The sequence below is a fragment of the Streptomyces genisteinicus genome (assembly GCF_014489615.1).
GTDB classification, from domain to species: Bacteria; Actinomycetota; Actinomycetes; order Streptomycetales; family Streptomycetaceae; genus Streptomyces; species Streptomyces genisteinicus.
The window spans coordinates 3,444,356-3,470,335 of the sequence record NZ_CP060825.1; the positions used below are offsets into that span (position 1 = coordinate 3,444,356).

A 25,980-nucleotide genomic window follows, 5' to 3' on the forward strand; every position below is an offset into this window, starting at 1 on the left:
GCCGAACGGAACCGCCCCGGCCGCACGCGGGAGCGGGACCGCCGCACCGCACGCGGGAGCCGGACCGCCCTCGGGCCGTACGCGTGAGCCGCGCGCACGCCCCGCACGGGCACCAGAGACGACATGAGGGGAACCCTGTGGGAACAGTCAGGGGATCACGGCGCCCGGCGCGGGTCTTCCGCCGGGAACGGTCCGGACTCCGCGAGACCGGCCCGGTACGACCGTCCGGACTCCGCGAGACCGGCCCGGTCCGAACGAAGGCCCCCGGGGCCCGCCGCACCTGGACGCGCCGCGGCGCGGTCGCCGTGCTCGCCGCCGCCGCGGTGCTGGCCTCGCCGGCCGCGTACGCCGGCCGGCAGGCGTCGCCCGCCGCCGAGAAGCCCGCCTTCACCGCGGTCAACTACGCGGTGGCCGTCGACGAGTCGGCCAGCCTCGCGGACGAGGACATGGCGGCGGAGAAGGCCGCCGCCAAGCGGATCGCGCTGGGCGACGTCTCGGCCGCGTCCCGGGTCACCGTCTTCGGCTTCGCCGCGGCCGAGGCCCAGGGGCAGAGCGCGGTGGACCCGGTGTGCCCGCGCACCACGCTGGACGCCGCCGGGCGCCGGACGATCGGCGACTGCGTCGGCAAACTGCGCAAGCGCACGGAGAAGGAGGGCACCGGCACCGACTTCCCCAGCGCGATCCGGCAGGGCGTGCACGAGCTCAGCACCGGCACCGACCCCTCCGTGCCCCGGGTCCTCTTCCTCCTCACCGACGGCGTGATGGACGTTTCCGGCAGCCCCAAGTACGGCGACCCCAGCCACCGCGCGAAGGAGGGCGAACGGCAGCTGGCGGCCGAACTGGAGAACGCCGCCGCGAACAACGTGCAGATCTGGCCGCTCGGCTTCGGTCCCAAGCCCGACAGGGCGCAGCTCGACGCGATCGCCGCGGGCGGCTACCAGAAGGGCTGCGTCGACCTCCCCTCCGCCCGCCCGGCCGCCGACGTGGTCGAAGGCGCGAAGGACCTCGGCCCGAAGCTGGAGAAGGTCTTCGCCGCAGCCCACTGCCTGCGCTACCAGCCGGGCCCGGAGGGCGAACGCCCCCCGGCCACCCTGGAGATCGCGATCTCCCCGCTCGCGACCGTCGGCAGCATCGTGGTCGACAAGGGCGACGCCGAGGTCGACATCACGTACACCGACCCCGCCGGCAACGAGGTCCCCACCACGGGCAGGGCCCGGGGGTCGGTCTTCGAACTGGCCGGAGCGGACGACACGGTGGAGGCACTGCGGATCACCGATCCGCTGCCCGGCGTCTGGAAGATCAAGGCCGAGGCGCCCGAGGGCCACCGCTCGCTGCCCGTCGGCGTCAGCGTGCTCTGGCAGGGCGAGCTGCGCGGGGCCATCACCATGGACCCGCCGTCGCCGCAGGCCGGCCAGAAGGCCACCGTGACGATGCGCCTCCAGACCCGGGACAACTACGCGGTCAAGGACCCGCGGGACTACGCCGGGCTCAGGGTCACCAGCAGCCTGACCGGGGACGGCTTCGCGCCCGTGCCCCTGACGCTCGCCGACGACGGCAAGGGGCCCGACCCGGACGCGGGCGACGGCGCGTTCACGGGCACCGTGCAGATCCCCGGGGACGCGGCCGGGGCCCTGGAGGTCACCGGCACGCTCACCGCGTCCGGGCTGAGCGCCGACACCCGCAGCGAGCCCGGCCGGGTCGCACCGCCCCAGCTGCCCGTCACCGCGGCGCTCACCCTCGACGACGCCGACGTCCACCCGGGCGCGCGGGTCACCGGCAGCCTCGCCGTCAGCAACACCGACGACCGGCCGCACACCCTGCGGCTGTCGCTCGCCGACGTCCGGGCCGGGCAGCTGACCCTCTCCCCCGGCGAGATCGTCGTGGCGCCGGGCGAGTCCGGCACCCGGAAGGTGACCGTGCAGGTCGGGGCCGCCGGCGTGTTCGGCGACCGCCTCGGCGGCGACGGGCTGCTCGTCGGCGGCACCGTGACCGTCGTGGACACCGGGAGCGAGGACGGCGACCTGACGCTGGTCAGCTCCCCGGTCTCGGTACGGGTGACACCCGAACCGGGCCTCTGGGAGAAGTACTGGTGGGGCTTCCTGACCGGGGCCGCGCTGGCGGCCGCCGCGGCCGTGGCGGTCGTCCTCCTGCTGGGCCAGCGCCGCAGGCGCCGGGACCCGGCGGGCCTGGTGCTGCGACTGGTCTCCGAGTCCGGCGACGTGGTCGCCGAGCACCGGGCCGGCCACGGCCACAAGCAGTGGTACGAGTTCGCCGTCGTCGAGCCGCACCGCAATCCGCGCATCGAGCGGCGCAGCAACGGCCCGTACGCGGTGCAGCGCAGCCCCGAGGGCGGCGCGGTGCTGCGCAGACGCGGCGGGGGCCGCACCCGGCTGACGGAACAGGGGCAGATCCAGCTGGCCGACAACCTGAGCCTCACCCTCGCCGGCCCCGTACCGGGCGCACGCACCGGCGGCCGCACCACCACCGCGTCCCCGAACCCCGACAGCGGGGCGGCCGGGAGCGGCGGCTCGTACGACGCGTACCTGTGAGGCCGCGCGTCGTGACAGCAGCGCCGGCCGCATCCGCGCCGGCACCGGGACCCGTGCCGGCGCGTCACGCGCCGGCGCGGGCCGCGGACACCCAAGGACGCATCAAGGACGGGACCGGCCTCCGACACGGCCGCCAGCGGGGAGGAAACCCATGAAGATCTTCCAGCCGATGCTCTTCGTCGGCCTGGGCGGCACCGGAGGACTGGTCGGCGCCGAACTCGAACGGAAACTGCGCGCCGAGCTCTGCGGCCCCGACGGCACCGCCCTCGGCCACCTGAGCGGCCACGCGCCCTACCAGCTGCCCGAGTGCCTCCAGTTCGTCTACGCCGACTACAGCGAGTCCGACCTGCAGCGGCTGCCGCAGTTCAACGTCGACCCCTCGCTGCGCGCCGCCTACTCCCGCACCTCGCGGGCCACCCACAACCTGCTGCCGAACTTCGACAGTTCGCCCGAGGTCACCAAGATGCTCCGGGCGAGCCTGCGCGACGAGGTCGCCGACTGGCTGCCGCCGCGCATCGACGAACCGAAGGTCACGCCGCTGCACAACGGCGCGGGCCAGCTCCCCACGGTCGGCCGGGCGGCCCTCTTCGCCACCCTGCGGCACTCCCTCGCCCCCGTGCTGGAGCCGCTGCTCCAGGCGATCGACGCCATCGCCAGGTCGGCGGGCGAACTGAGCGAGTTCGGCGGCGGGAAGGTCAGCGGCTGCGACGTGTTCGTGGCCTTCTCGGTCGCGGGCGGCACCGGGGCCGGCATCTTCCTGGACTACCTCCACCTCATCAACCACGCGTTCCAGATGCGCCGCTTCAACGGCGTGAAGATCTACCCGCTCGTGGTCATGCCCTCGTCGTTCGCCTCGTCGGCCGGCGGCGGACGGGAGGCGGACCTCAACGCCGCCCGCGCGCTGGTCGACCTCTTCCGCCTGGTGGACGGGCAGAACGCGCCGACCGAGGGCGCCGAGATCGGCGACCTGGAGCACGACGGCGGACTCGGCATCCGCTACCCGGGCACCACCCCGATCCGGCTGCGCACCGGCATCCTGCCGACGGCCTTCCTGTTCAGCCCCACCGCCGGCATCCGCCAGGACGACCTGCGGCGCTCCATCGTGTCGCTGGTGATGTCGCTGATCGGCACCGAGCTCGGCGACGGCCGCTCACGGGGGCGGACGATGGCCGCCGACGACGACTACCAGACCTTCGCCGCCAGCTTCATCAACCGGGGGGTGCACCGCAGCGCCGTCTCCCCCACCGGCATCGGGCGCCAGGGCGTCTCCACCAGCCTGGTGGCCTCCATGACCGCGCCGATGGACCAGCTCGCGGACCTGGTCGCCGGCCGGCTGCTGCGCCGGGCCGTCACGGACCTGCTGGAGCGGCCGCGGGCCGTGCTGCGGGACGACGCGGTGCCCATGATCCGGCGGCTGTTCGCCGACGCCAACCTGGAAGAGCTCTGGGAACGCAAGCAGCTCGACGTCCCCGACCCCGACCCGCTGCCCCGCGGCGGCCGGGCGATCGAGGTCGCCCTCGGCGAACGCGTCACGGACATGCAGCGCCTCCTCGCCGACCTCCAGACCATCGCCGTCCGCGAGGCCGCCTCCATGGCCGACCGGTTCGCCCCCCGGCCCGCCATCGACAAGCTGCTCCAGAGCGTGGACCCGTTCGTCGCCGAACGCCTGGTCAAGGGTGTGCCGGACAGCGAGGAGGCCATCGCGCGGGCGGGCTTCCTCGGCATGCTGAACAGCCGCGCCCGGGCGCCCCAGCGCCCGCCGGGCGTCACCGACCAGCCGCCCAAGGTCCCCCGGATCAAGGGCCGGCTGGCCGGGATGTCGCCGGCCCGCTGGGGCGACGACGACGTGCGCGCCGCACTGCACGAGCAGGACACCTGGTACCGCTGGCGCTGCCACTCCGTGTGGCACGAGGCCTGGCGGGAGCAGCAGCAGCGCTGGCAGACGCAGGCCGACACCGCGGGCGCCGACCTCGGCCGCCTGGTCAACTCCTTCGTCAAGCACGCCGAACGGGAGCGCAAGGTCTCCGCGCAGAAGGGGCTCGAACTGTACGAGGACCGCACGGGCATCTCGTACCTGCTGCCGCCGCAGCGCACCCTCAACCACTTCTACGAGGACGTCGTGACCCGGCTGGTGCGCCGGGAGGGCCTGCGCGAGACGGAGGCCGAGGACGCGCTGCTGCTCCGCATGATCGACGGCGACACCTGGCGCGCGGTGCACACCCTCAGCAGGCGCAACCCCGACGGGGCGGTCGCCACGGTCAAGGCCCAGCTCGAAGGGCGGATCACCCGGCTGTTCGCGGAGAGCGGCGAGCACCTGGAGGAGCGGCCCCTGCTGCCCGCCATGAGCACCCTGCTGGCCGCGGCCGCGGGCGACGGCGACGCGGCGGAGCACGTCAGCAAGGAGGCCCTCGAACTCTTCGGGCGGAAGCTGACCGGCCTGCTGCCCGTGGGCTTCACCCCGGAGGGGACCGGTCCGCTGCGCGTGCTGGTCACCTATCCGCGCGTGCAGGCCGTGGACGAGGTGCAGGAGTACCTGGGCAAGGCGCTGCAACTGCCGTCGGACGCCAAGAACTCGGTGGAGTACCGGGGCGTGGAGAGCGACAGCGTCACCGTGGTCCTCTTCCGCAGCGAGATGAGCCTCACCCAGGTGCCCGAGGCCCGCAAGGTGCTGCGGCAGTGGGCCCGGGCCAAGGACTCCGAGCAGGCGCAGGACGTGCTGCGCTGGCGGCAGCGGCTCGGCTTCCGCGACAGCTGGATGGTCAGCAGCGAGGAGGACCGGCGCGTCATCCTCCACCGGCTGCTGTGCTGCATGTGGAACGGCCAGGTGGACGTGCTGGACGGGGAGACCTCCTCGCCCGTCCGGGTCCGGCTGCGGCTCTTCCCCGAGCAGGGCGCCCAGGTCCCCGGCGTCCGGCTGCGGCTCGGCGACTATCCGGGCGGCGTGTCCAGCTGGGCGGAGCTGCTGCGCAGCTACGAACGCTGGACCGTCCTCGACGACGAGCGGACCGTGGAGGACTACTGCCGCGAGCTGATGGGCGCACAGCCGACCGGGCTCGCCCGCAACGGCAGCGAACCCCACCCGCTCTTCGTCGAGTTGGTCGAGAAGATCGCGCCGCGCCAGCTGGAGCTGCTGGACGACCGCAGGGAACGCGGCGGCGAGCGCGTCGAGGGGTGGGTGCGCCCGCTCCGGGAGTTCTGGGCGGTGACGCTGCCCGCCGCGCTGGACACCGAGTTCGGCGACCAGCGGGCACTCCAGCCGACGCTGCGCACGCTGCTGGACCACGTACGCGGCGGCTCCCCGGCGCCGTCGCGCCGGAGCACCGGGCCGACGGTGCCGGGGCGCCGGCGCGCGGACGAGGACGACGACTGGGGCACCGCGCCGCGCGCCTCCGCCGGAACGGGCGCGGGCGCCCGTGACGGCGACCGGCACACCGCGGCGGGCGACGACCACGGCTACGGCGCCGGTGACGGGCCCGGCCGCGTCGCACCTGACGACAGGGACGACCACGAGGGCCGCGACGGCCGCCGCGTCCGCCGTGCCCGCACCGCCACGGCCGACCGCGCCGGGGCGGCCGGCGGCGACCGCGACGCGTGGGGGACGGGCGGCGGCCGCACCACCCGCGACGACGGGACCCGCGACACCCGGGACGAGGACGACGGCTCCGCCCGGGACGGTCACGGCGTCCGCGCCGACGACCGCACCACCCGCGACACCCGGGACGGTGACCGCTGGGGCGCCCGTGACCGGGACCGGGATGGGGACGGTGACGGTGACAGGGGCGGTGACCGCTGGGACGCCCGTGACCGTGACCGTGACCGGGATGGGGACGGGGACGGCTGGGGCACCCGCCACCGGGACCGTGACCGTGACGGGGGCCGGCGCGGCGACGCGCGGGACCCACGCGCCGGCGACGGCGACCGCGCCCCCGGCTCCGCCCGCGACGACGGCGCCCGCGACGCCCGGGACGGGGACCGCTGGGGCACCCGTGACCAGGACGGGGACGGGGACAGGGACGGCTGGGCCGCCCGGGACCGGGACGGTGACCGCCGGGGCACCCGTGACCGTGACCGTGACGGATACGAGGACGGATCCGGGGACCGGACCGGGGACGACTGGGGCACCGGGAACGGGGGCCGGACCGCCGCGGACGGAGACGGTGACGGTGGCGGCGACAGCGACGGCACCGGGAGCAGGCGCCGCGCGGACGACGACACCTGGGGCTCCTGGACCGCCGGGGGCGCCGACTCCCGCGCCGACGACTCCCATGCCGGCGACGACGACGGCGGCCGCGGCCGCGCCCGCGACCCGCGCGCCCCCTGGGACGGTGACTCCGAATGATCCCGCCCGATGACACGATCGCGGTCGTCCACCTCGACCTGCGCAGCGGAGCGGCGGAGATCGACTCCCCCGAGGTGCTGCGCACCAAGGTCGCCCGCCGGCTCGGCAGCGCCGGTCTGCCGGAACCGGACCACCCGCTGTTCCTGGTGGTCGACACCCCCGCCGGGCTCACCGACCACCAGCGGCAGTACGAGCTGCTGACCACCTACCGGGCCCTCGGCAAGATCAGGATCCTGGTCCTGCTGGTGGGCAGCGCTCCCGGTTCCTACGCCCGGGAGGGCGAGGCGTTCCTGCCGGACCGGCGGCTGGTGCGGCCCGCCGTGCTGCGCGCCTCCGGCATCGCGCTGCTGTGGGCGGGCGATCTGCGGTCGGCCCGTACCGCCCTGGAGCAGCTGCCGCCCGACGACCCGGACGCGCTCGCCGTCCTGGTCGACGTGCTGTCCGTCCCGGACGTCTTCCTGCGGATGGTCGACGACGTCTCCGGGCTGCCGGACGCCGTCGCCGCGCCCGGGGTCCGGCTGCTGGAGCAGGACCTGCCGCCGGAGGTCCGGGACCGCGCCTGGCGGGACGCGCTCGCGCGGTTCGCGGGCGAGGACCACGAACCGGCGGCCGCGGGGAACACCCTGTCGGGGGCCGAACTCCCCGAGCCGCTGCGGGGCCTCGTCGAAGGCCGCGGCGGGCGGGACATGCGCCACCGCACGCCCGGCGGCGACGCCGACCAGGCGTACCACGCCTGCGCCCAGGCCCTGGAGCGCGCCGAGGACGACGTCACCGCACTGCGGTCGCTCCCCGGCCTGCTGGCGCGCACCCGGCTCACCGCGCTGGAGGAGGACCTGGAGGAGGCGCACCGCGCGCTCGGCTCCTACCGCGAGCTGGTCGCCGGCGCCCTGCGGAGCGACGGCGGCTCGGGGGCGCCGCCGTCCGCGGCGGAGGCGTCCGCCCGGCTCGCCGCCCTCGGCCTCCACGTGCCGTCGGCGGACGGCGTGGGGGACCGGATCGGCGAGGGCCTGCGGGAGTTCGCCGGAAAGCTGCTGCACCGCGGGCTCGCCCTGCGGGCGGTGGCCCAGCGCTTCACGGTCCTGGCGGGACAGGTGGAACCGGTGCCCGGGGCCTCCCTGCTGCCGCGGATCGACGCCCACTCGGCCGACCGCGTGGCCCGGCGCACCGCCGCGGAGGGCGTGCCGCTGCCGCCCCCGGCGGTCGGCGCCTCGGTGGCGGCCGGGGCGGCCGGCGCGCTCGGGGCGCTGTGGCAGGGCCCCCTGGCCGCCCTGGCCGCCCTCGTGCCGCTGGCCTTCGTGGCCGCCGCGCTGTGCGGGGCGGCCCGGCTGCGGGACGTCTCACGTCCGGGCGGCACGGCCCGTCCGCCGCTGGGTCCGCCGGTCGCCGCGGCCCTCGGAGCGGTGGCCGGCGTCGTGACCGCGTACGCGGCCGGCACCCCCCTGTGGGCCGGGACGGCCGGACTGCTGCTGGCCGCGGGGACGACCGTGGAGACCGTGCGGCGCCTGTGGCGCGCCACGGCCGACAGCTGGGCCGCCGGCCGGGGGACCGTCGCGCTGCGCGAGGCCCTCGCCGGCCTCGACGGGCTGCTGGCCCGGCTGGTGCGCGAGCACTGGGCGGCCGAGGAGCGCCTGTACTGCGCCGACGCGGCCCGCTCCGTCGCCGGCATGCTGCGGGCCACCGCCGACGCCGCGGACGCGGAGGCACTCGTGGAGCCCGGACGTCCCAGGACGACGACGGCCCCCGCCCAGCCTCCGGCGCCCGCTCCCGAGCCCGCCGCCGACGACTGGCTGCGCTCCCCGTCCACGCTGGAGGCCGGCGCCTACGGGGACGCCGACGACGCCGACACCGAGTGGGCCCGCGCCTACGCCCTCGACGAGCGTCCCGCCGGCGCCCCCGAGGCGGCAGTCCCCCACCAGGCGGAACCCGCCGACTCCTGGGACCACCGCCCCGCCCGGCTCCCGCGCTGGCTCCACCGGGAGACCGGGGAGGGCGGCCCCGACCTGGTCGCCACACTGGCGGGCGACCTGACGGACGCCGCCATGGACGCCATGGACGCCTACTGGGGAGCGGTGGAACGCGGCCAGGCCGGCGCGCTGGCCGCCCGCAACACCGAGGACCGGGTGCGCGAGCTGCTGTCCGACGCCCGGATCCACCTCCAGCGCAACGGGGTGCTGGCCGCGCCCCGGTTCGCCGCCGCCCACCGGGTCCGCGCCGGCTCCGCCAACCTGCTGGGCACGGATCCGCACCGGGTCGCGTCCCTGGTCGGCGCGGAGTCCGAACGCAACACCGTCGTCCAGCTGTCCTCCCCCGAACAGGGCGCCCTGCTCAGCCGGGACCCGGCCGCCGCCGTGTGGGTGCGGTTCGCCCCGGAGGCCGTGCGCACCGACGTCGAGACGGCCTGGCGGGCGAACGGCGCCGCCCAGCACGAGGAACCGCTGTGGACGGCGACCGGGCGGTACGCGGGGCTGATCAGGCTCACCCCGCTGCGCATGGGCGTCGTGGACACCGTCCGCCCCCGTCACGGCGCCGAACCGGAGACCGGCGACGCCGACCTGTACGCGGGAAGGGACGGCGAGGGCTGGTGACCCGTACCCGACACCTGCCGGCCGCGGCACCACCCGGCCCGCCCGCGGCGGCGGTGCGCACCACCGCCGCGCGGGGCACCGCGCCCCCGCACCGCAACACGCCCGTCCGGGGCCCCGTGCACCCGGGCGGGCACCCGCCCGTGTCCGATCCCGGAACGCGGCCCGAACGAGAGGACGGCGACGGCTGGTGACCAGTACCTCGCACCCGAACCTGATGGACCAGCCGTACAGCGCGCAGCGGACGACCCTCGCCTTCACCGACCCCGCGGGAAGGCGCCGCACCACGGCGGTCACCTTCGGCCCCGAGTCGCGCCGCGATCCGGTGCTGCCGCAGCGGATCCGCAACGGCATGCTCCACGACGAGGAGCAGCGCTGCGTCCAGGTCCGGCTGACCGCCGCCGAGGCCGCCCACCCGGCGGTCCGCGGTCTGCTGGACACGGAGGCGGGCACCGCGCTCCACCTGCACCGGGCGCTGGACGGCACGGACCACGCGCCGCTCTTCCCGGTCGTCGTCGGCCACGAACTGGACACCGCCGAGCCGTACCTGCTGTACGCGGCTCCGCGCGGGCTGCCCGCGGCGCGCACCCATGTGATGTCCGCGACCGACCAGCGGGTCCTCGCCCGCGACCTGATGCTGGCGCTCTGCCTGCTGGACGGGCAGGGCATGGTGCCCCGCGGCATCTCGCCGGCGACCGTCCTGTGGGACGGCACGTCCCTCCAGATGTGGGGCCTGGAGGCGATGACCCGCACCGGACGGGCCCGGCAGCCGTGGGGCAGGGCGCCCTTCTGCTCGCCCGAGCAGCGCAGGGCGGGCGGCACCGTCGACCCCCGGGACGCCGTGTGGAGCGCCGCCCAGGTGCTCTACCAGCTGGTGACCGGCCGGCCGGGCCCGTCGGACGGGCCGCCGGCCGATCTCGGGCAGCACCGGGTGCTCTCCGAGACGCTGCGGGACGCCTTCGCCCCCCTCGCCGCCGACCGGCCGACCGCCGCCGAACTGCTCGACCTGCTCGCGCCGGGCGCGGCCCGCCACGTCGCGCTCTCGCTCCCGGCCGACGAGACGGGTCCGCACGGGGAGGCGTTCGCGCACGCGCTCCACCTCAAGCGCCAGGCGCCGCCCACCGAACCGTCGTACACGGCGGGCCTCGGACAGGGCGAAGTGCTCTGCCCCTACTGCCTGGAGAACATCCAGCTCGACCTGACCTCGCTGTACGTCACCGACAACCGGATGCAGTACCAGCCGCTCGACCCGTCCCGCTACAAGCCGGGCTCCCCCCGGCTCGCGGACATCATGCGGGGCGCGGTGCAGCGCTGCACCGCCGATCCGGACTTCCCCGAACACCACATCCCGGTCCCGTACCTGACGAACGGCCGGCCGCTGACCGTCGCCATGGTCGGCCAGTCGTCCACCGGCAAGAGCCATCTGCTCGCGCAGATGATCGCCGAGATCACGGACGGCGGTCTCGAACCGTTCGGCCTGAAGTGGCAGTCCGTCAACCCCGGGCAGCACGCCCGCTTCGTGCGGGAGCGGGTGCAGCCGCTGCGCAACGGCAAGGTGCTCGACCACACCCCGACGGTCGGCCTGGACGGCTTCGCCCGCTTCGTGGAGTCCCTGCTCATCACCGACGTCCGCGGCCAGGTGCGCCCGGTCGCCTTCTTCGACCTCGGCGGCGAGGACCTCGTCCGGACGGACGCGGCGCTCCGCTTCCTGCTCGGCGTCGACGCCATGGTCTTCGTCGTCGACCCCGTCCTCGCCCTGCCCCTCCCGCACCTGGACCACGCGCGGGAACGCCTGGGCGTGGAGGTGAACCGGGACGGCGACGTCGCCTTCGGGACCGTGCTCGACCGGCTCCCGAAGAACGGCGCGTACCTGGACGTGGCCGCCGCGATGGTGCTCGGGAAGGCGGACCTGCTGCGGTTCCAGCCGCCCGTCGACCGCTGGCTGGGCGAGGCGCCGGCCGGCCGGCTCGACCCCGACCGGCTGCGCGAGGAGAGCAGGGACGTCTACGGGCTGCTGCGCCACCACGCCGGCCAGGCGTGGCTGCGGCCGTTCGACGCGATCCGCCGCTGCACCCTGCACGTCGCCTCGGCGACGGGCGGCCAGGAGGACCACGGACGGTATCCGGCGGGCACCCGGCCCCGCCGGGTGCTGGAGCCCCTGCTCTCGCTGCTCGCGATGCACGGGCTGATCGACGTGCCGGGCGGCGCCGAGGCGTTCGCCGTGGGCACGGACCCCGCGCTGGAGGCGCTGCCGCACGGGCCGGCCCCGGGCGCGGAGCGGCCCCGGCACGGCGGGCGGCCGGGGGGAAGCGGAACCGGGGAGGGACGGCGGAGTGAGTGACGTGCGACGGGAACGCGATTCCCGGGATCCGGCGGCGGGGGCGGTGGACCAGGTGGTCTTCCGCTGGGGCGGCAACCAGGGGCGGCAGGACACCGGGATGACCGCGGTCGCCTACTCCTGCCCGCCCGCGCAGGCCGCGGAGATGGGCCGCGAGCTGGGTCCGTTCCTGTGGGTCACCGGGTCGGACGAACCGCGGCCCAGCGTGGTGCGCACGTTCACACAGGACGGCCGGGCCGTGCTGATGCAGCGCTGGCCGACGACCGACCCGAGCGGCAGGCCGAGCACGGTGAGCCATGTGCTGACGGGCCGGGCGGAGATCCTCGCGACCCGCCTGTGCCTGAGCCTCGCCCACGGCGGCTGGGGTGAACAGGGCCCCGCCGAACGGGCGTCGGGCCCGAAGGACCCCGTGACCTCCGGCCGGCTGCGGGAGACCGCCCTGCGCCACCTCCCCGAGATGGGGCAGCGGCTGCCGGAGGTCGAGCAGGCGCTCGTGCACGTCACCGCGGAGTGGCTGCGCGACCCCGGCAAACGGGTGTCGCTGCTCGCGGACGGCAAGCCGGCCCCCGGCTGGCCGGACGCGAGCGGAGCCCCGCTCCTCTACTACGGGCTCTTCCTCCTCTTCCGCGAGTGGCTGCCCGGCGGGTGGACCTTCGCCACCTACGACACGGTCGACAGCCATCCCCTGCGGCTCACCTGCGTGCCCCGCTGGGAGTCGGGCGAGGGCTCGGCCGGCTCGCTGGCCCGCATCGCGCCCGGGCCGCCCTCCGACGGACAGGCCCACGAGCTGGCCGGCCGGCTGGTGGCCCGTCTCCTGGCACACGGCCCGGAGAACCCGCCCCCGCTGCTGGCCGGCCTGCTCCCCGACGGCGCCGCCCTGCCGTGGGACCTGCGCCGCGAGCGCCTCGGCGACGCCCTCGCCGGCGACGGCAGGCGCCGGGAGGCACGCAGCGCTCCGCCGGGCGGCGCGTCCCGGCACCGGGAGGCGGACGGCCGGCCCGGGACGGACACCCGCACGGACGCGGACCGCCGACGGGCCGCTGACCGCGCCCCGGACCGGGACGCCGGGTGGGACCCGGGCCCTGCGGGGACACCGGACCCGGCCCGCCGGGACGACCGGTGGCCCGGGGCCGGAGCCCCGGGCGCGGCCCCGGCGCAGGACGCCGGGCGCCACCGCGACCGGGACGAGGACCGCGACCGGGAGCGGGCCCGGGACAGCGGCTGGAACCAGGACCGCGACCGGGAGCGGGCCCGCGCCTGGGACGACCGCACCGGAAACGGCTGGAACCGCAGCGGAACGTCACAGACCGGGCCGGTCTCGGACCGCGACCGCACCCCCGACCGGGACAGCCACCCCGACCGCGGCCTCGATCGGGAACGCGAGCGCGACCGGGACCAGGACCGGGAGCGCGAACGCGAACGCGAAGGCGCCTGGAACGACCGGGCCGGGGCCGCCTCCCTCCGGGACGAGGCCCCCCGCGGCGACCGGGAACGCCGGGAAGGCGAGCGCCGCTTCCCCGACGGCACCCGACCGGCACCCGGCACCGCCCGCCGGACGGGCGAACGCGACCGGGACCACGACCGCAGGCCGGACGCGGGCCCCGGCTCCGGCACCGCCGGCCGGACGGACGAACGCGACCGCGGTCCCCTTCCCCGGGCCGGGGAGCTCCTCAGGGAGCTGCCCGCACTCCAGGACTCCGACCGGACCGGACCGCCCCTCCCCCGGCAGCCCTCCGAGTCCCCGCACGGCACCGCTCCCGCGGCCGGCCCCGGCCCGGCACCGTCGAACCCGCCGCAGTCCACACCGTCGTACCCGCCGCTGCACACGGCTCTGCGCACCGGCAGTCTCGCCGGTGTCCCCTCGTTGCTCGGCTCACCGGGGGCCGACGCACTCCTCCACGAGCTCCGGCAGCCGGACCTCGGCATGGACGCCGTGTTCCTGCTGCTGGACGAGCTCACCGAACGGCTCCGCGTCCACGAACTCGACCAGGCCGAGTGCCATGCCCTGTGCACGGAGATCCTGCGCAACGGCCTGTACCTGCTCACCCCGGACCGGCGCTGGGCGGGCACCCCGGCCGACCCGGCGTATCTCCAGGCCCGTGCCTCCGAGTTGTTCGACCTGGTGGTGGCCCCCCGCGTACGCGACCCGCGGCACCTGCCCGAACTCCTGCGGCTGGCCCAGCGCATCGGGCGGGAGCCGGATTCCCTGGCGGGCGGCTGGCTGGACCACGTCCTCGCCCTCCCTGCCGACGAGATCCCGGATCTGCCGCCCGTCGTATGGCAGTCGCTGCTGAACGACGCCCGCCGGCGGTCCGGCACCCCCGACCCCGCGCCCCCCGTTCCCGTGGCGGGCCACGCCCGCCCTCCCCTGCCGGCCGTCCCCGCGCCGTACTCCTCCCCGGGGTACGGAACCGGGTACCCGGAGAGCGGCTACGGCGACGACGGGCACGCGAACCGCGCGCACCCCGCCGCCGGAGGCGGAGGCACGGCGCACAGGGGCGACACGGCGGGACCGTCGCAGGGCCGCGAACCGCCGGGCACCGCCACCCGGTTCCTCGACGAGCTGACGAACCGGCCCCTGCTCTTCATCGGAGGGACCGTCGGCCTGATCGTCGCCCTTCTCCTCGTGATCGCGTTCCTCGCGCTCTGAGTGCTCCCGGAGCCGGCGGCCTCCCCGGGGCCTCACAGCGCCCCGGGGGTCCGCACGGCCGAAGCCGGCGGCGCTCCGCGCCTGGTTTCGGCCAACATCGGCCCAACCGGTGACCGCGGACAACCCCGGGCGTGCCCCTCACCTCTCACAGGCGGAGACAGACAGCGGTTCCGGGCGACCGGGGCCGCTGTTCCCCACCGTCCCGTCAGGCACTGGGAGAACGAGGATTCATGACCAGATCCCACCAGGCTCGTCTCGGGCGCGCGGCGATCGCCGCCGCCGCCGCGACCGCCGTCACGGCCGCCGTCGTCGCCGCGTCGCCGGAGGCCCACAACGCCAAGTCCCTGCCGAAGCTCAGCCTGATCGCCGCGACCACGTCGGTGACGCTGGACTCCTGGAAGGAGGACCCCGGCGTCTACCTGGACCTCGGCACCTACGTGACCGCCCAGAACGGCCCGTTCGAGCTGCGGGTGACCCGCAAGGGCTACGACGCCCCGGTGGTCGCCACGCAGATCGTCCACAGCGGGAACAAGACCCGCACGCGGACCCTGCCCAAGGGCCTGGTGGACGGCTTCTCCGGCCTCCCCGGCTTCGCCGAGATCACGCTCACCGACGAGAAGGGCAGGAAGGTCCTCTCCCGGTCGGAGAGCTTCTGCCCGAACAACGCCTCCGGCCGGGTGCGCCCGGACGCGCCGAGCACGTCCCCGTATCCGCAGAGCTGCCCGGTGAACCCGTTCACGCTCGGCTCGGTGTGGGGCGTCGAGAACGGCTGGGCCTCCAACACCTACGCCGGCTACTACTCGGAGCCGGTCCCCCTCGCCGCGGGCGTCTACACGGCCAAGGTCTCGGTGGCCAAGAAGTACCGGGACCTGTTCGGCATCGCGAACAAGCCGCAGACCATCAAGGTCACCGTCCGGGAGCGGAGCTGGGAGGAGGGCGGTGCGGGCGCGGGCGCGGCGAAGACCGGGCCGGCCGCCCACCGGGCCGCCGGCCACGCGGGCCACGCGGGCGGCCACACCGCCGGACACGGCGCGGGGCACAGCACCGCACACTCCACCGGGCACGCCGGACACGGCGCCGCGGCCCGGCCCGAGGCCCCGTCCGCCGCGACGACGGGCGCCACTCCCACGTACAACGTGGGCCACGGCCCCTACGCGCCCGCACCGCCCGCCCTGCCGTGGGCGCTGAAGAAGGCCGGCCTCCGGGCGGCCCAGGCTGCGGGTGACAGCGCGGGACGGACGGACGGCTCCCGCCAGGCCCCCGCACTCGCGCCGAACGCGAAGCGCCCGACCGGTCCGGCGAACGTGCCGGACGTCCCCAAGCCCGACCTGCGGTCGCTGCCCGCCTACGGCATCACCATCGGCGACGGCGGCGAGGAGGTGCCGGGCAAGGACTACCTGGCGTTCAGCGCCAACGTCTGGAACGCGGGACCCGCCCAGCTCGTCGTGGACGGCTTCCGCACGCCGGGCAAGGAACTGATGGACGCCTACCAGTACTTCTACGACGCGGACGGCAAGCAGGTCGGCTACACCCCCACCGGCACCATGGAGTGGGACCCGCGTCCGGGCCACGAGCACTGGCACTTCACCGACTTCGCCAGCTACCGGCTGCTGAAGGCCGACAAGAAGGAGGCCGTGCGCAGCGGCAAGGAGGCGTTCTGCCTCGCCAACACGGACGCCGTGGACTACACGGTGAAGAACGCCAACTGGCACCCGGAGAACACCGACCTGTCCACCGCCTGCGGCCAGGAGAACTCGATCTCGGTGCGCGAGGTGCTGGACGTCGGCTCCGGTGACACCTACACCCAGGACCTGCCCGGCCAGTCCTTCGACATCACGGACCTGCCGAACGGCACCTACTGGATCCAGGTGCTGGCCAACCCGGAGAAGCGCCTCAAGGAGACGGACCTCGGCAACAACAGCGCCCTGCGCAAGGTCGTGCTCGGCGGCACGAAGGGCGCCCGCACGGTGACCGTGGCCCCGGTCGGCCTCGTCGACGCCAACTGAACACCGACCGACCTGCGCCTGACCGCCGTCTGACCGCCGCCTGAGCGGCGGCCGACCCGGCGCCCGGCACGGCGTGCCACGGCGGCGGCCCCCGGGAGGACTCCTCCCGGGGGCCGCCGCCGTGTCCGGGCACGGAACGGGGACGGGCCCGTGCACGGCCCTTGTCGATACACCAGTGCATCCGATACGTTCGCGCATCGAAGAAGGGCGGACCGCTCATGGGAACCACCGCGCCGCGCGCCACCGGCCCCCGGGTCACCGCGCGCCGGGCCGAGACCAGGCGCAGGGTCCTCGACGCCGCGCTCCAGGTCTTCGCCGAGGAGGGCTTCGGGCGCTCCACCGTGGAGCAGATCTGCGAGCGGGCCGGCTACACCCGGGGCGCGTTCTACTCCAACTTCTCCTCCCTCGACGAACTGTTCCTCGTCATGTGGGAGGAGCGCTCCGGCCGGATGCTCGCCGACGTCCGCGAGGCGCTGGCCGACGTGCCGCCCGACGACCCGGACGAGGCGATACGGGCCGCGCTCGCCGCGATCCCCGTCGACGACGCCTGGTACCGGGTGACCGCCGAGTTCACCGCGCACGCCCTGCGCAACCGGCCGCTGCGCCGGGTGATGGCCGCCCGCGAGCAGGCGATCCTCGACACCGTGCTGCCGGTCGTCGTCGACGCCCTCGCCCGCACCGGACGCCGGGTGCCGGAGCCGGCCGCCCTCGGGCACGCGCTCGTCGCGGTGCACGACGGGACCGCGCTGCAGGTGCTGCTCGAACCGGGCAGCGAGGAGCCGCGCCGCCGGCGCGAGGAGCTGTTCATGCACGTTCTTGGGGCGTACAGCACGCCCGTCACCGAGGAGGCACCGTGAGCGAGGACGCCGACGTCATCGTCGTGGGCGCGGGACTGGCCGGGCTGGTCGCGACGTACGAACTGACCCGCGCCGGGCGGCGGGTGGTCGTCGTCGACCAGGAGAACGAGGCGAACCTCGGCGGCCAGGCGTTCTGGTCGCTGGGCGGCCTGTTCCTCGTCGACAGCCCCGAGCAGCGCCGGATGGGCATCAAGGACTCCGCCGAGCTCGCCCTCGCCGACTGGCTCGGCTCGGCCGGTTTCGACCGCGAGCGCGAGGACCACTGGCCGCGCAGGTGGGCCGAGGCGTACGTCGCCTTCGCCGCCGGCGAGAAGCGGGACTACCTCCACGGGCTCGGCCTGCGGGTCATGCCGACCGTCGGCTGGGCGGAGCGCGGCGCGGGCGCGGCCGCCGGGCACGGCAACTCGGTGCCCCGCTTCCACCTCACCTGGGGCACCGGGCCGGAGGTCGTCCGGGTGTTCCGGGAGCCGGTGCTCGCGGCGGCCGCCCGCGGCCTGGTCACCTTCCGCCACCGGCACCGGGTGGACGGCCTGATCGTCGAGAACGGCGCCGCGGTCGGTGTGCGCGGGACGGTGCTGGCGCCCTCCGAGGAGGCCCGCGGCGTCGCCTCCGGCCGGGAGGCGGCCGGTGAGTTCGAGCTCCGTGCCCAGGCCGTGGTGGTGACCTCGGGCGGCATCGGCGGCAACCAGGAACTCGTCCGCAGGAACTGGCCCGCCGACCGCCTCGGCGCCGCCCCGCGCTCGATGATCACCGGCGTCCCCGCGTACGTCGACGGCCGGATGCTGGAGATCACCGAGGACGCGGGCGGCTCGATCGTCAACCGCGACCGGATGTGGCACTACACCGAGGGCATCAGGAACTGGGACCCGGTCTGGCCCGACCACGCCATCCGCATCATCCCCGGCCCGTCGTCCCTGTGGCTGGACGCGACCGGCCGCAGGCTGCCGGTGCCGCTCTTCCCCGGGCACGACACCCTCGCCACCCTGAAGCACATCACGGCCACCGGGCACGACTACTCGTGGTTCGTGCTCACCCAGGACATCGTGGAGAAGGAGTTCGCGCTCTCCGGGTCCGAGCAGAACCCGGACATCACCGGCAAGGACCTGAAGCTGGTGCTCTCCCGTGCCCGCAAGGGCGCGCCCGGCCCCGTGCAGGCCTTCCTCGACAAGGGCGAGGACTTCGTCGTCCGCCGGACCCTCGCCGAACTGGTCGACGGCATGAACGCCATCGCCCCCGGCCCGAAGCTGGACCTCGCGCAGGTCGAACGGGAGATCCTGGCCCGCGACCGCGAGGTGGACAACCCGTACTCCAAGGACTTCCAGCTGATGTCCGTGGCCAACGCGCGCGCCTACTGGCCCGACAAACTGACCCGGGTCGCCAAGCCGCACCGCCTCCTCGACCCCGCCCACGGCCCGCTGATCGCCGTCCGGCTGCACCTGCTCACCCGCAAGACGCTCGGCGGCCTGGAGACGACGCTGAACTCGCAGGTCGTCCGCCCCGACGGAGAGCCCTTCGACGGCCTGTACGCGGCGGGCGAGGTGGCCGGCTTCGGCGGCGGCGGCGTGCACGGCTACAACGCGCTGGAGGGCACCTTCCTCGGCGGCTGCATCTTCTCCGGCCGGGCGGCGGGCCGCGCGATCGCCCGGCGGCTCGGATGACGGGCGGGGGCCGCACCGCCCTGGTGACCGGCGCGTCCTCAGGGATCGGCGCCGCCGTCGCCGCCGCGCTGGCCGCCCGGGGCTACCGCGTCCTCGGCACCAGCCGCGACCCCGGCGCGGTCGCCGACCCGCTGCCGGGCGTGGAGTACCTGGCGCTCGACCTCACCGACACGGCCTCCGTCGAGGCGTGCGCGGCCGCCGCCGGCGAGGTCGACGTCCTCGTCAACAACGCGGGCGAGAGCCAGAACGGGCCGCTGGAGGAACTGCCCATGGAGGCGCTGGAGCGCCTCTTCCGCCTCAACGTCCTCGGCCCGGTGCGCCTGACCCAGCTCGTGCTGCCGGGGATGCGGGCCCGCGGACACGGCCGGGTGGTCATGGTCGGCTCCATGCTGGCCAGCTTCCCGCTCGCCTACCGCTCCTCCTACGTCGCCTCGAAGGCCGCGATCAAGGGGTTCGCGCACTCCCTGCGCCGGGAGGTCTCCCCGTACGGCGTCGGCGTCGCCACCGTGGAGCCGGGTTCCGTCAACACCGGCATCAGCGAGCGCCGCACCCAGTACGTGGCCGACGACTCCCCCTTCCTCGCGGAGTACCGGACCATGCTCACGGCGCTCAACGCCAACGAGGCCCGCGGCATCTCCGCCCAGGCGGTGGCACGGACCGTCCTGCGGGCGGTCGAGGCGCCGCGCCCGAAGCCCCTGTACGCGGTGGGCAGCAACGCGCCCCTGGTGTTCGCGCTGCGCCGGCTGCTGCCGAGGAGCTCCGTCGAACGGATCGTCGCCCGCAGGCACGGCCTGCGCTGAGACCGCCCGCCGGGCGCCCCTCGGCGCCCGGCGGGGAACTCTCCGGAAAATTCTTCCGGCGCGTCGTCGAGAACGCCCGCGCTGCTCCGACGTCCCCTGTGAGAGCCGCCCACCAAGGGCTGGGCACAAGGACAGCGGAGGAGCGCGATCATGAAGTACCTGGTGATGGTTCAGGGGACGCAGGCGGACTACGAGGCCATGGCCGGCAAGAGCTCCGCGAGCTCACCCGCCTGGGACGAGAAGGACATGCAGGCCATGTTCGCCTTCATGCAGAAGATCAACGACGACCTGGCCGAGTCCGGCGAGCTGGTCGACGGACAGGGCCTGACCGCACCGGCGCAGACCCGGCACGTCTCGCTGGACGGCGAGGGCCGCCCGGTGATCACCGACGGTCCCTACGGCGAGACCAAGGAGGTGCTGGCGGGCTACTGGGTGCTGGACTGCGCGAGCCTGGAGCGGGTGACCGAGATCGCCGCCCTGGTCGCCCGGTGCCCCCAGCCCGAAGGCGCCCCCGAGTACCCGGTCGTCATCCGTCCGCTCGCCGGATCCGGGGACGACGTCTGACATTCTGCTCCTCGGCGCCCGGGGCATCCCCGGGCGCCGAGGACAGGACCGGCCCACCGGGGCGCCGGCCCGGGGGACGGAGGCCGGTCGTGCCGGAGCCCGAGGAGCCCTGCACCGTCGAGGACCTGCTGCGCCGTCACGCGCCGCAGGTCCTCGGCGCGCTCGTGCGCCGCTACGGCCACTTCGATCTCGCCGAGGACGCCGTGCAGGAGGCCCTGCTCGCGGCCGCACGGCAGTGGCCCGGTGCGGGGGTGCCGGACAACCCCCGCGGCTGGCTGATCAAGGTCGCCGCCCGGCGCCTCACCGATCTGCTGCGCGCCGAGGAGTCCCGCAGACGGCGCGAGCAGAACGCGGCACAGCTCGCGCCCCGGGACGCGTTCACCACCCCACCGCCCGGCGAGGGCCGCGCGCCCAGCGAGGACGACACGCTCACGCTGCTCTTCCTGTGCTGCCACCCGGAGCTGACGCCGCCCGCCCAGATCGCACTCACCTTGCGGGCCGTGGGCGGCCTGACGACCTCCGAGATCGCCCGGGCGCACCTGGTGCCGGAGGCGACGATGGCCCAGCGGATCAGCCGGGCAAAGCAGCGGATCCGGGGCGTCCCGTTCAGCCGGCCCGGCCCGGCGGACCACGACGCCCGGCTCGCCGTCGTGCTCCAAGTCCTCTACCTGATCTTCAACGAGGGCTACACCGCCACCTCCGGCACCGCGCTGCGCCGGGCCGACCTCGCCCACGAGGCCGTACGGCTGACCCGCGCGGTGCACGCCCTGCTCCCCCGCGACGGCGCGGTCGCCGGTCTGCTGGCGCTGATGCTCCTCACCGACGCCCGCGCCCCCGCCCGTACCGGCCCGGACGGCGAGTTGATCCCCCTCGACGAACAGGACCGCTCGCTCTGGACGCGCGCGGCGATCGACGAGGGCACCGCCCTGGTGGAGGAGGCCCTCTCCCGGGGCCCGGCCGGCGCCTACCAGCTCCAGGCGGCGATCGCCGCGCTGCACGACGAGGCGGCGGCTCCCGAGAACACCGACTGGCCGCAGATCCTCGCCCTCTACGACGTCCTGGTGGCGCGCTTCCCCGAACCGATGGCCGAACTGGGCCGGGCGGTGGCGGTCGCCATGGTGGACGGACCGGCGGCGGGCCTGCGGGAAGTCGGGCTGCTGGAGGACCGGCTGAAAGGCCACCACCGGCTCGACGCCGTCCGGGCGCACCTGCTGGAGCGCGCCGGCGACCGAGAGGGCGCGCTCACCGCCTACCGGGCCGCCGCCGGGGCCACGCTCAGCGAGCCGGAGGCACGCTACCTCCGCGGCCGGGCCGCCCGGCTGGAGGGCTGACGACCCGTCCGCCTCGGTGCCCCCCGCGGGCGCGTGACGCTGGCGGCCCTCCCGGCCCCGGGCGATCATCGGGGCATGGACGCCACGATTCACCTCGCCCAGCAGCCCGAGGCCGACGAACTGCTCGGCCGCAGCGCGCTCGCCGCCCTGGTCGGCATGCTGCTCGACCAGCAGGTCCCCATGGAGTGGGCCTTCACCGGCCCGTACACGGTGGCGCAGCGCCTCGGCGCCGACGACCTGGACGCGGGGGAGATCGCCGCGTACGACCCGGACGCCTTCTCCGAACTGCTGCGCCGAAAGCCCGCCGTCCACCGCTACCCGGCGTCGATGGCCAAGCGGGTGCAGGAGCTGTGCCGTTACCTCGTCGACGAGTACGACGGGGACGCGAGCGCTCTCTGGCGCGACGTGAAGAGCGGTGCCGAGCTGCTGGCCCGGCTGAAGGCCCTGCCGGGCTACGGCGACCAGAAGGCGAAGATCTTCCTGGCCCTGCTCGGCAAGCAGTACGGCGTGCGGCCCGAGGGCTGGCGCGAGGCGGCGGGGATGTACGGCGAGGAGGGGTCGTTCCGGTCCGCCGCGGACATCACGGGACCCGAGTCGCTGGCCCGGGTGCGGGCGTGGAAGCAGGAGAAGAAGGCCGCCGCGAAGGCGGCCCCCGCCGCACCCGCGAAGACGGCGGGAAAGACGGCGGGCAAGAAGGCGGGCAAGTCGGCCGGCACGTCGCCCAAGAGCTAGGAGTCCTGATCACGAGCGTCGCCGGGCGGAAAACCTGCGGCCGCTCACCGGGCCCAAGCGGACGAATCACGTCCGGGTGACGGGTGGATGAAATACCCGTCAGTTGTGGCACAAGTGTTCACAGAACCAGTGGAGATCGCTAACTTCCCTTCAACCCACGTTCGCACCGGGAAGGACCTCTGTGAACGCAACCCATCGCAGAGCCGTGGCCACCCTGGCCGCAGCCGCACTCGCGACCCCGCTCCTGCTGGCATCCGCCTCCCCGTCCGCGGCCCACCGGGCCGGCTCCGCCGACCGGGCGGCCAAGGACGCGGCGAAGCTCGCCGGCAAGCTGGTCGCCAGGGCATCCGCCGACGACGCCTACGAGCACCTCGAGAGGTTCCAGGCCATAGCGGACTCGGCGGGCGGCCACCGCGCCGCCGGATCGCTCGGGCACGACGCGTCCGCCGCGTACGTGTACCAGCAGATGAAGAAGTACGGGTACGACGTCTCGTACCAGAAGTTCTCGTTCGTCTACACGCAGACCCTCGCCGAGAAGCTGTCGGTCGTCTCGCCCGCGCCGCGCGACATCGAGATCAAGGCGATGACGTACACCAAGTCCACGCCGGTGGGCGGCATCAGGGCCGCTCTGGCCGCCGTCCCGGTGGACGACACCAGCGGCTGCGAGGCCGCCGACTACGCCTCCGGCACCTTCACGGGCAAGGTCGCGCTGATCAAGCGCGGCGGCTGCTCGTTCGCCGAGAAGCAGGCCGCCGCCGCGGCGGCGGGCGCGGCGGGCGCGATCGTCTACAACAACACCGAGGGGGCGCTGTCCGGCACGCTCGGGGACGCCGCAGCGGGCAGGATCCCCACCGGGGGCCTCACCCAGGCGGAGGGCGAGAAGCTCGCCGCCGACCTCGCCAAGGGTCCGGTCGAGATCTCCTTCGAGGTCCGCGAGCTCCAGGAGACGCGGACGACGAACAACGTGATCGCCGAGACCAAGCGGGGCAACGCGGCCAACACCGTGGTGCTCGGCGCCCACCTCGACTCCGTCACCGAGGGCCCCGGCATCAACGACAACGGCTCCGGCTCCGCCGGTCTGCTCGAAGTCGCCGAGGAACTGGCCAAGAAGGAGAAGCGCCCCGCCAACAAGGTGCGCTTCGCCTGGTGGTCGGCCGAGGAGAACGGCCTGCTCGGGTCCGAGCACTACGTCGCGAACCTCAGCTCCCTCGGCAAGAAGGAGATCAAGCTCTACCTGAACTTCGACATGATCGCCTCGCCGAACTACGGGATCTTCGTCTACGACGGCGACAACTCCGACGGCGTCGGTTCGGGAGCGGGCCCCGAGGGCTCGGCCCAACTGGAGCGCGACATCAACCAGTTCCTCGACCGCCGGGGCACCCCGCACGAGGGCACCGACTTCACCGGGCGCTCCGACTACGGGCCGTTCATCGAGGTCGGCATCCCCTCGGGCGGCACCTTCACCGGCGCGGAGGGCATCAAGACCGCGGCACAGGCGGAGAAGTGGGGCGGACAGGCGGGCGTCGCCTACGACCCGAACTACCACGCCGAAGGCGACGACCTGAGCAACATCGACATGGACGCCTTCGCCGTGAACATCGGCATCATCGCCAACGCCGTGGGCACCTACGCCCACGACATCAGCTCGCTGCGCACCCCGGTGGAGTCCGTGCCCACCGACGGTGAGGCCGGCAGCGGCGGCGGTCTGCACGACGGCCACGACCACGAGGTCACCGAGTAGCACCCCCGCCGGTACGGCGCGCCCGGGCCCACCCGCCCGCGCCCGCCGTACCGGACGGACCACCCGTGCCGCCCTGCGGACCACCCGGTCCCGCACGGCGGCACGGGCGTGTCCGCGGCAGCGGGCGGCGGCCCGCCTCCTTCACCGCCTGCGGCGTGCCGTCCCGAACAGCGAGCGCGTGATCTCCCGCCCCAGCTGGGTGCCCACCGACCGCGCCAGGCTCCTGAACACCCCGCTCCCCATGACCTGTTCGGCCAGCGACTCGTCGTCCTCCCGCTCCCGCGACCCGGGCCGCCGCGCCCGGCCGCCGCCGTCCCGCTCCCCGGCCGCCCCCTCCCGTCCGCGTTCGGGCTCCCGCTCCGCCCCGGCCGCCGCCCGCCCGGCCTCGTCCTCCGCCGCCCGCTGCGCGTCCGTCAGCCGCTCGTACGCCGACTCCCGGTCGACGGCCACGGCGTACCGCGCGTACAGCGGCGACGCCGCCACCGCCGCGTCCAGCACCGCCGCGTCGACCGGCCCCATCAGCGACTCGGGCGCCCGCAGCCGGGTCGCCGCGACCGGTGTGGGCGCCCCCCCGCTCGCCGAGCACGGTCACCACCGCCTCGCCCGTGCCCAGCCCGGTCAGCACCTCCTCCAGGTCGTAGGCCGACTTCGGGAAGGTCCTGACCGTCGCCGTGAGCGCCTTGGCGTCGTCCGGGGTGAAGGCCCGCAGGGCGTGCTGCACCCGGTTGCCGAGCTGCCCGAGCACGTCGGACGGCACGTCCTTCGGCGTCTGGGTCACGAAGAAGACGCCCACGCCCTTGGAGCGGATCAGCCGCACCGTCTGCGTGATCGACTCCAGGAACGCCTTCGACGCCCCGTCGAAGAGCAGGTGCGCCTCGTCGAAGAAGAAGACCAGCCGGGGCTTCTCCTGGTCGCCGGCCTCGGGCAGGTCGTGGAAGAGGTCCGCAAGCAGCCACATCAGGAACGTCGAGAACAGCCGCGGCCGGTCCTGGACCGCGGGCAGCTCCAGCACGGACACGATCCCCCGGCCGTCCGGCGCCGTGCGCAGCAGGTCGGCGGTGTCGAACTCCGGCTCGCCGAAGAAGGCGGACGCCCCCTCCTGCTCCAGGGCGGTGATCGACCGCAGCACGACGCCGGCCGTCGCCGCCGACAGCCCGCCGATGCCCTTGAGTTCCGCCCGGCCCTCCTCCGACACCAGGAAGGCGACCACGGCCCGCAGGTCCTTGAGGTCCACCAGTTCGAGGCCCTTGGCGTCGGCGTAGTGGAAGATCAGGCCGAGCGACTGCTCCTGGGTCCGGTTGAGCTGGAGCACCTTGGCGAGCAGCAGCGGACCGAAGTCGGTGACGGTGGCCCGCAGCGGGATGCCGGCCCCGATCCCGCCGAGCCCGTAGAACTCGCAGGGGAAGCCGGAGGCCGTCCACTCCTGCCCCACCTGGGCCGCCCGCTCCCGTACCCGCTCGCCGTCCGTGCCCGGTGCGCAGACGCCCGAGACGTCTCCCTTGACGTCGGCGAGGAAGACGGGGACGCCGTGCGCGGAGAGCTGTTCGGCGATCAGCTGGAGGGTCTTCGTCTTGCCCGTGCCGGTCGCCCCGGCGATGAGGCCGTGCCGGTTCAGCACCGACAGCGGGACGCGCACCGGAGCGCCGGGCAGGCACTGCCCGTCCCAGAGCAGGGCGCCGAGTTCGAGGGCGGGGCCGTCGAAGGCGTACCCGTCCGCGACGGCCGAGGCCGCCGGCGGCAGCGGGTCGGCGCCGCCGGCGGGGCGCGGGGACTCCTGGTCTGTCATCCGAGGACCCCCGGTTTCTCGCCTTCGTGCGGATTTGCCGAGCTTTC

Annotated in this window: 13 protein-coding genes and 1 pseudogene; 13 read left to right on the forward strand and 1 reads right to left on the reverse strand. The window is 75.1% G+C overall.

All coding sequences use genetic code 11. From position 1 onward, the window contains the following. Nucleotides 1–137 precede the first annotated feature (137 nt). The 13 genes from IAG43_RS15055 to IAG43_RS15115 all read left to right on the forward strand — a co-directional run bounded on the left by IAG43_RS15055 (nt 138) and on the right by IAG43_RS15115 (nt 24,147). Nucleotides 138–2,549 carry a vWA domain-containing protein gene (locus IAG43_RS15055; protein ID WP_246574354.1) on the forward strand — a complete coding sequence of 804 codons (2,412 nt, stop codon included), beginning with the start codon at nt 138–140 and terminating at the stop codon, nt 2,547–2,549. 151 nt (nt 2,550–2,700) lie between these two features. After that, nucleotides 2,701–6,888, forward strand: coding sequence for a tubulin-like doman-containing protein (locus IAG43_RS15060; RefSeq protein WP_187741241.1), 4,188 nt, complete (start codon nt 2,701–2,703; stop codon nt 6,886–6,888). Beyond that, on the forward strand, nt 6,885–9,473 hold the full coding sequence (locus tag IAG43_RS15065) for a hypothetical protein (RefSeq protein ID WP_187741242.1): 2,589 nt from the start codon (nt 6,885–6,887) through the stop codon (nt 9,471–9,473). Before IAG43_RS15060 ends, IAG43_RS15065 begins: the two co-directional genes overlap by 4 nt. Before the next feature lie 187 nt (nt 9,474–9,660). Further along, the gene (locus IAG43_RS15070; RefSeq protein ID WP_246574355.1) at nt 9,661–11,811 is read left to right on the forward strand and encodes a serine/threonine-protein kinase; all 2,151 of its coding nucleotides are present in this window, start codon (nt 9,661–9,663) and stop codon (nt 11,809–11,811) included. Next, the gene (locus IAG43_RS15075) at nt 11,804–14,458 is read left to right on the forward strand and encodes a hypothetical protein (protein WP_187741243.1); all 2,655 of its coding nucleotides are present in this window, start codon (nt 11,804–11,806) and stop codon (nt 14,456–14,458) included. The genes IAG43_RS15070 and IAG43_RS15075 overlap by 8 nt, the downstream gene beginning before the upstream one ends. A 230-nt stretch (nt 14,459–14,688) precedes the next feature. Then, nucleotides 14,689–16,464, forward strand: a complete 1,776-nt coding sequence (locus IAG43_RS15080; RefSeq protein WP_187741244.1) for a lysyl oxidase family protein — start codon at nt 14,689–14,691, stop codon at nt 16,462–16,464. Between the two features lie 218 nt (nt 16,465–16,682). Beyond that, nucleotides 16,683–17,321, forward strand: a complete 639-nt coding sequence (locus tag IAG43_RS15085) for a TetR/AcrR family transcriptional regulator (protein WP_187741245.1) — start codon at nt 16,683–16,685, stop codon at nt 17,319–17,321. Further along, nucleotides 17,318–18,979 carry an FAD-binding dehydrogenase gene (locus tag IAG43_RS15090; protein ID WP_187741246.1) on the forward strand — a complete coding sequence of 554 codons (1,662 nt, stop codon included), beginning with the start codon at nt 17,318–17,320 and terminating at the stop codon, nt 18,977–18,979. The genes IAG43_RS15085 and IAG43_RS15090 overlap by 4 nt, the downstream gene beginning before the upstream one ends. After that, entirely contained in the window at nt 18,976–19,779 is an 804-nt protein-coding gene (locus IAG43_RS15095; protein ID WP_187741247.1) for an SDR family oxidoreductase, read from the forward strand. The genes IAG43_RS15090 and IAG43_RS15095 overlap by 4 nt, the downstream gene beginning before the upstream one ends. A gap of 150 nt (nt 19,780–19,929) precedes the next feature. After that, nucleotides 19,930–20,343 carry a YciI family protein gene (locus IAG43_RS15100; RefSeq protein ID WP_187741248.1) on the forward strand — a complete coding sequence of 138 codons (414 nt, stop codon included), beginning with the start codon at nt 19,930–19,932 and terminating at the stop codon, nt 20,341–20,343. Between the two features lie 89 nt (nt 20,344–20,432). Then, nucleotides 20,433–21,674, forward strand: coding sequence for an RNA polymerase sigma factor (locus IAG43_RS15105; protein ID WP_187741249.1), 1,242 nt, complete (start codon nt 20,433–20,435; stop codon nt 21,672–21,674). 75 nt (nt 21,675–21,749) lie between these two features. Then, a complete protein-coding gene (locus IAG43_RS15110) occupies nt 21,750–22,406 on the forward strand; it encodes an HhH-GPD-type base excision DNA repair protein (RefSeq protein WP_187741250.1) in 657 nt (218 codons plus the stop codon). Between the two features lie 205 nt (nt 22,407–22,611). Further along, nucleotides 22,612–24,147 (forward strand): M28 family metallopeptidase, encoded by a 1,536-nt coding sequence (locus IAG43_RS15115; RefSeq protein ID WP_187744477.1) that lies wholly within the window; start codon nt 22,612–22,614, stop codon nt 24,145–24,147. Nucleotides 24,148–24,288: 141 nt separating this feature from the next. On the opposite strand, the pseudogene IAG43_RS15120 reads toward IAG43_RS15115, so the two are convergent. Further along, nucleotides 24,289–25,933: pseudogene (locus tag IAG43_RS15120) on the reverse strand (helicase HerA-like domain-containing protein). Nucleotides 25,934–25,980: the final 47 nt, after the last annotated feature.

Excerpts from the sequence above, each read along its gene's own strand:
- IAG43_RS15060 (WP_187741241.1), top strand. The coding sequence starts at position 2,701 with ATGAAGATCTTCCAGCCGATGCTCTTCGTCGGCCTGGGCGGCACCGGA.
- IAG43_RS15065 (WP_187741242.1), top strand. The coding sequence starts at position 6,885 with ATGATCCCGCCCGATGACACGATCGCGGTCGTCCACCTCGACCTGCGC.
- IAG43_RS15080 (WP_187741244.1), top strand. The coding sequence starts at position 14,689 with ATGACCAGATCCCACCAGGCTCGTCTCGGGCGCGCGGCGATCGCCGCC.
- IAG43_RS15085 (WP_187741245.1), top strand. The coding sequence starts at position 16,683 with ATGGGAACCACCGCGCCGCGCGCCACCGGCCCCCGGGTCACCGCGCGC.
- IAG43_RS15095 (WP_187741247.1), top strand. The coding sequence starts at position 18,976 with ATGACGGGCGGGGGCCGCACCGCCCTGGTGACCGGCGCGTCCTCAGGG.
- IAG43_RS15100 (WP_187741248.1), top strand. The coding sequence starts at position 19,930 with ATGAAGTACCTGGTGATGGTTCAGGGGACGCAGGCGGACTACGAGGCC.
- IAG43_RS15110 (WP_187741250.1), top strand. The coding sequence starts at position 21,750 with ATGGACGCCACGATTCACCTCGCCCAGCAGCCCGAGGCCGACGAACTG.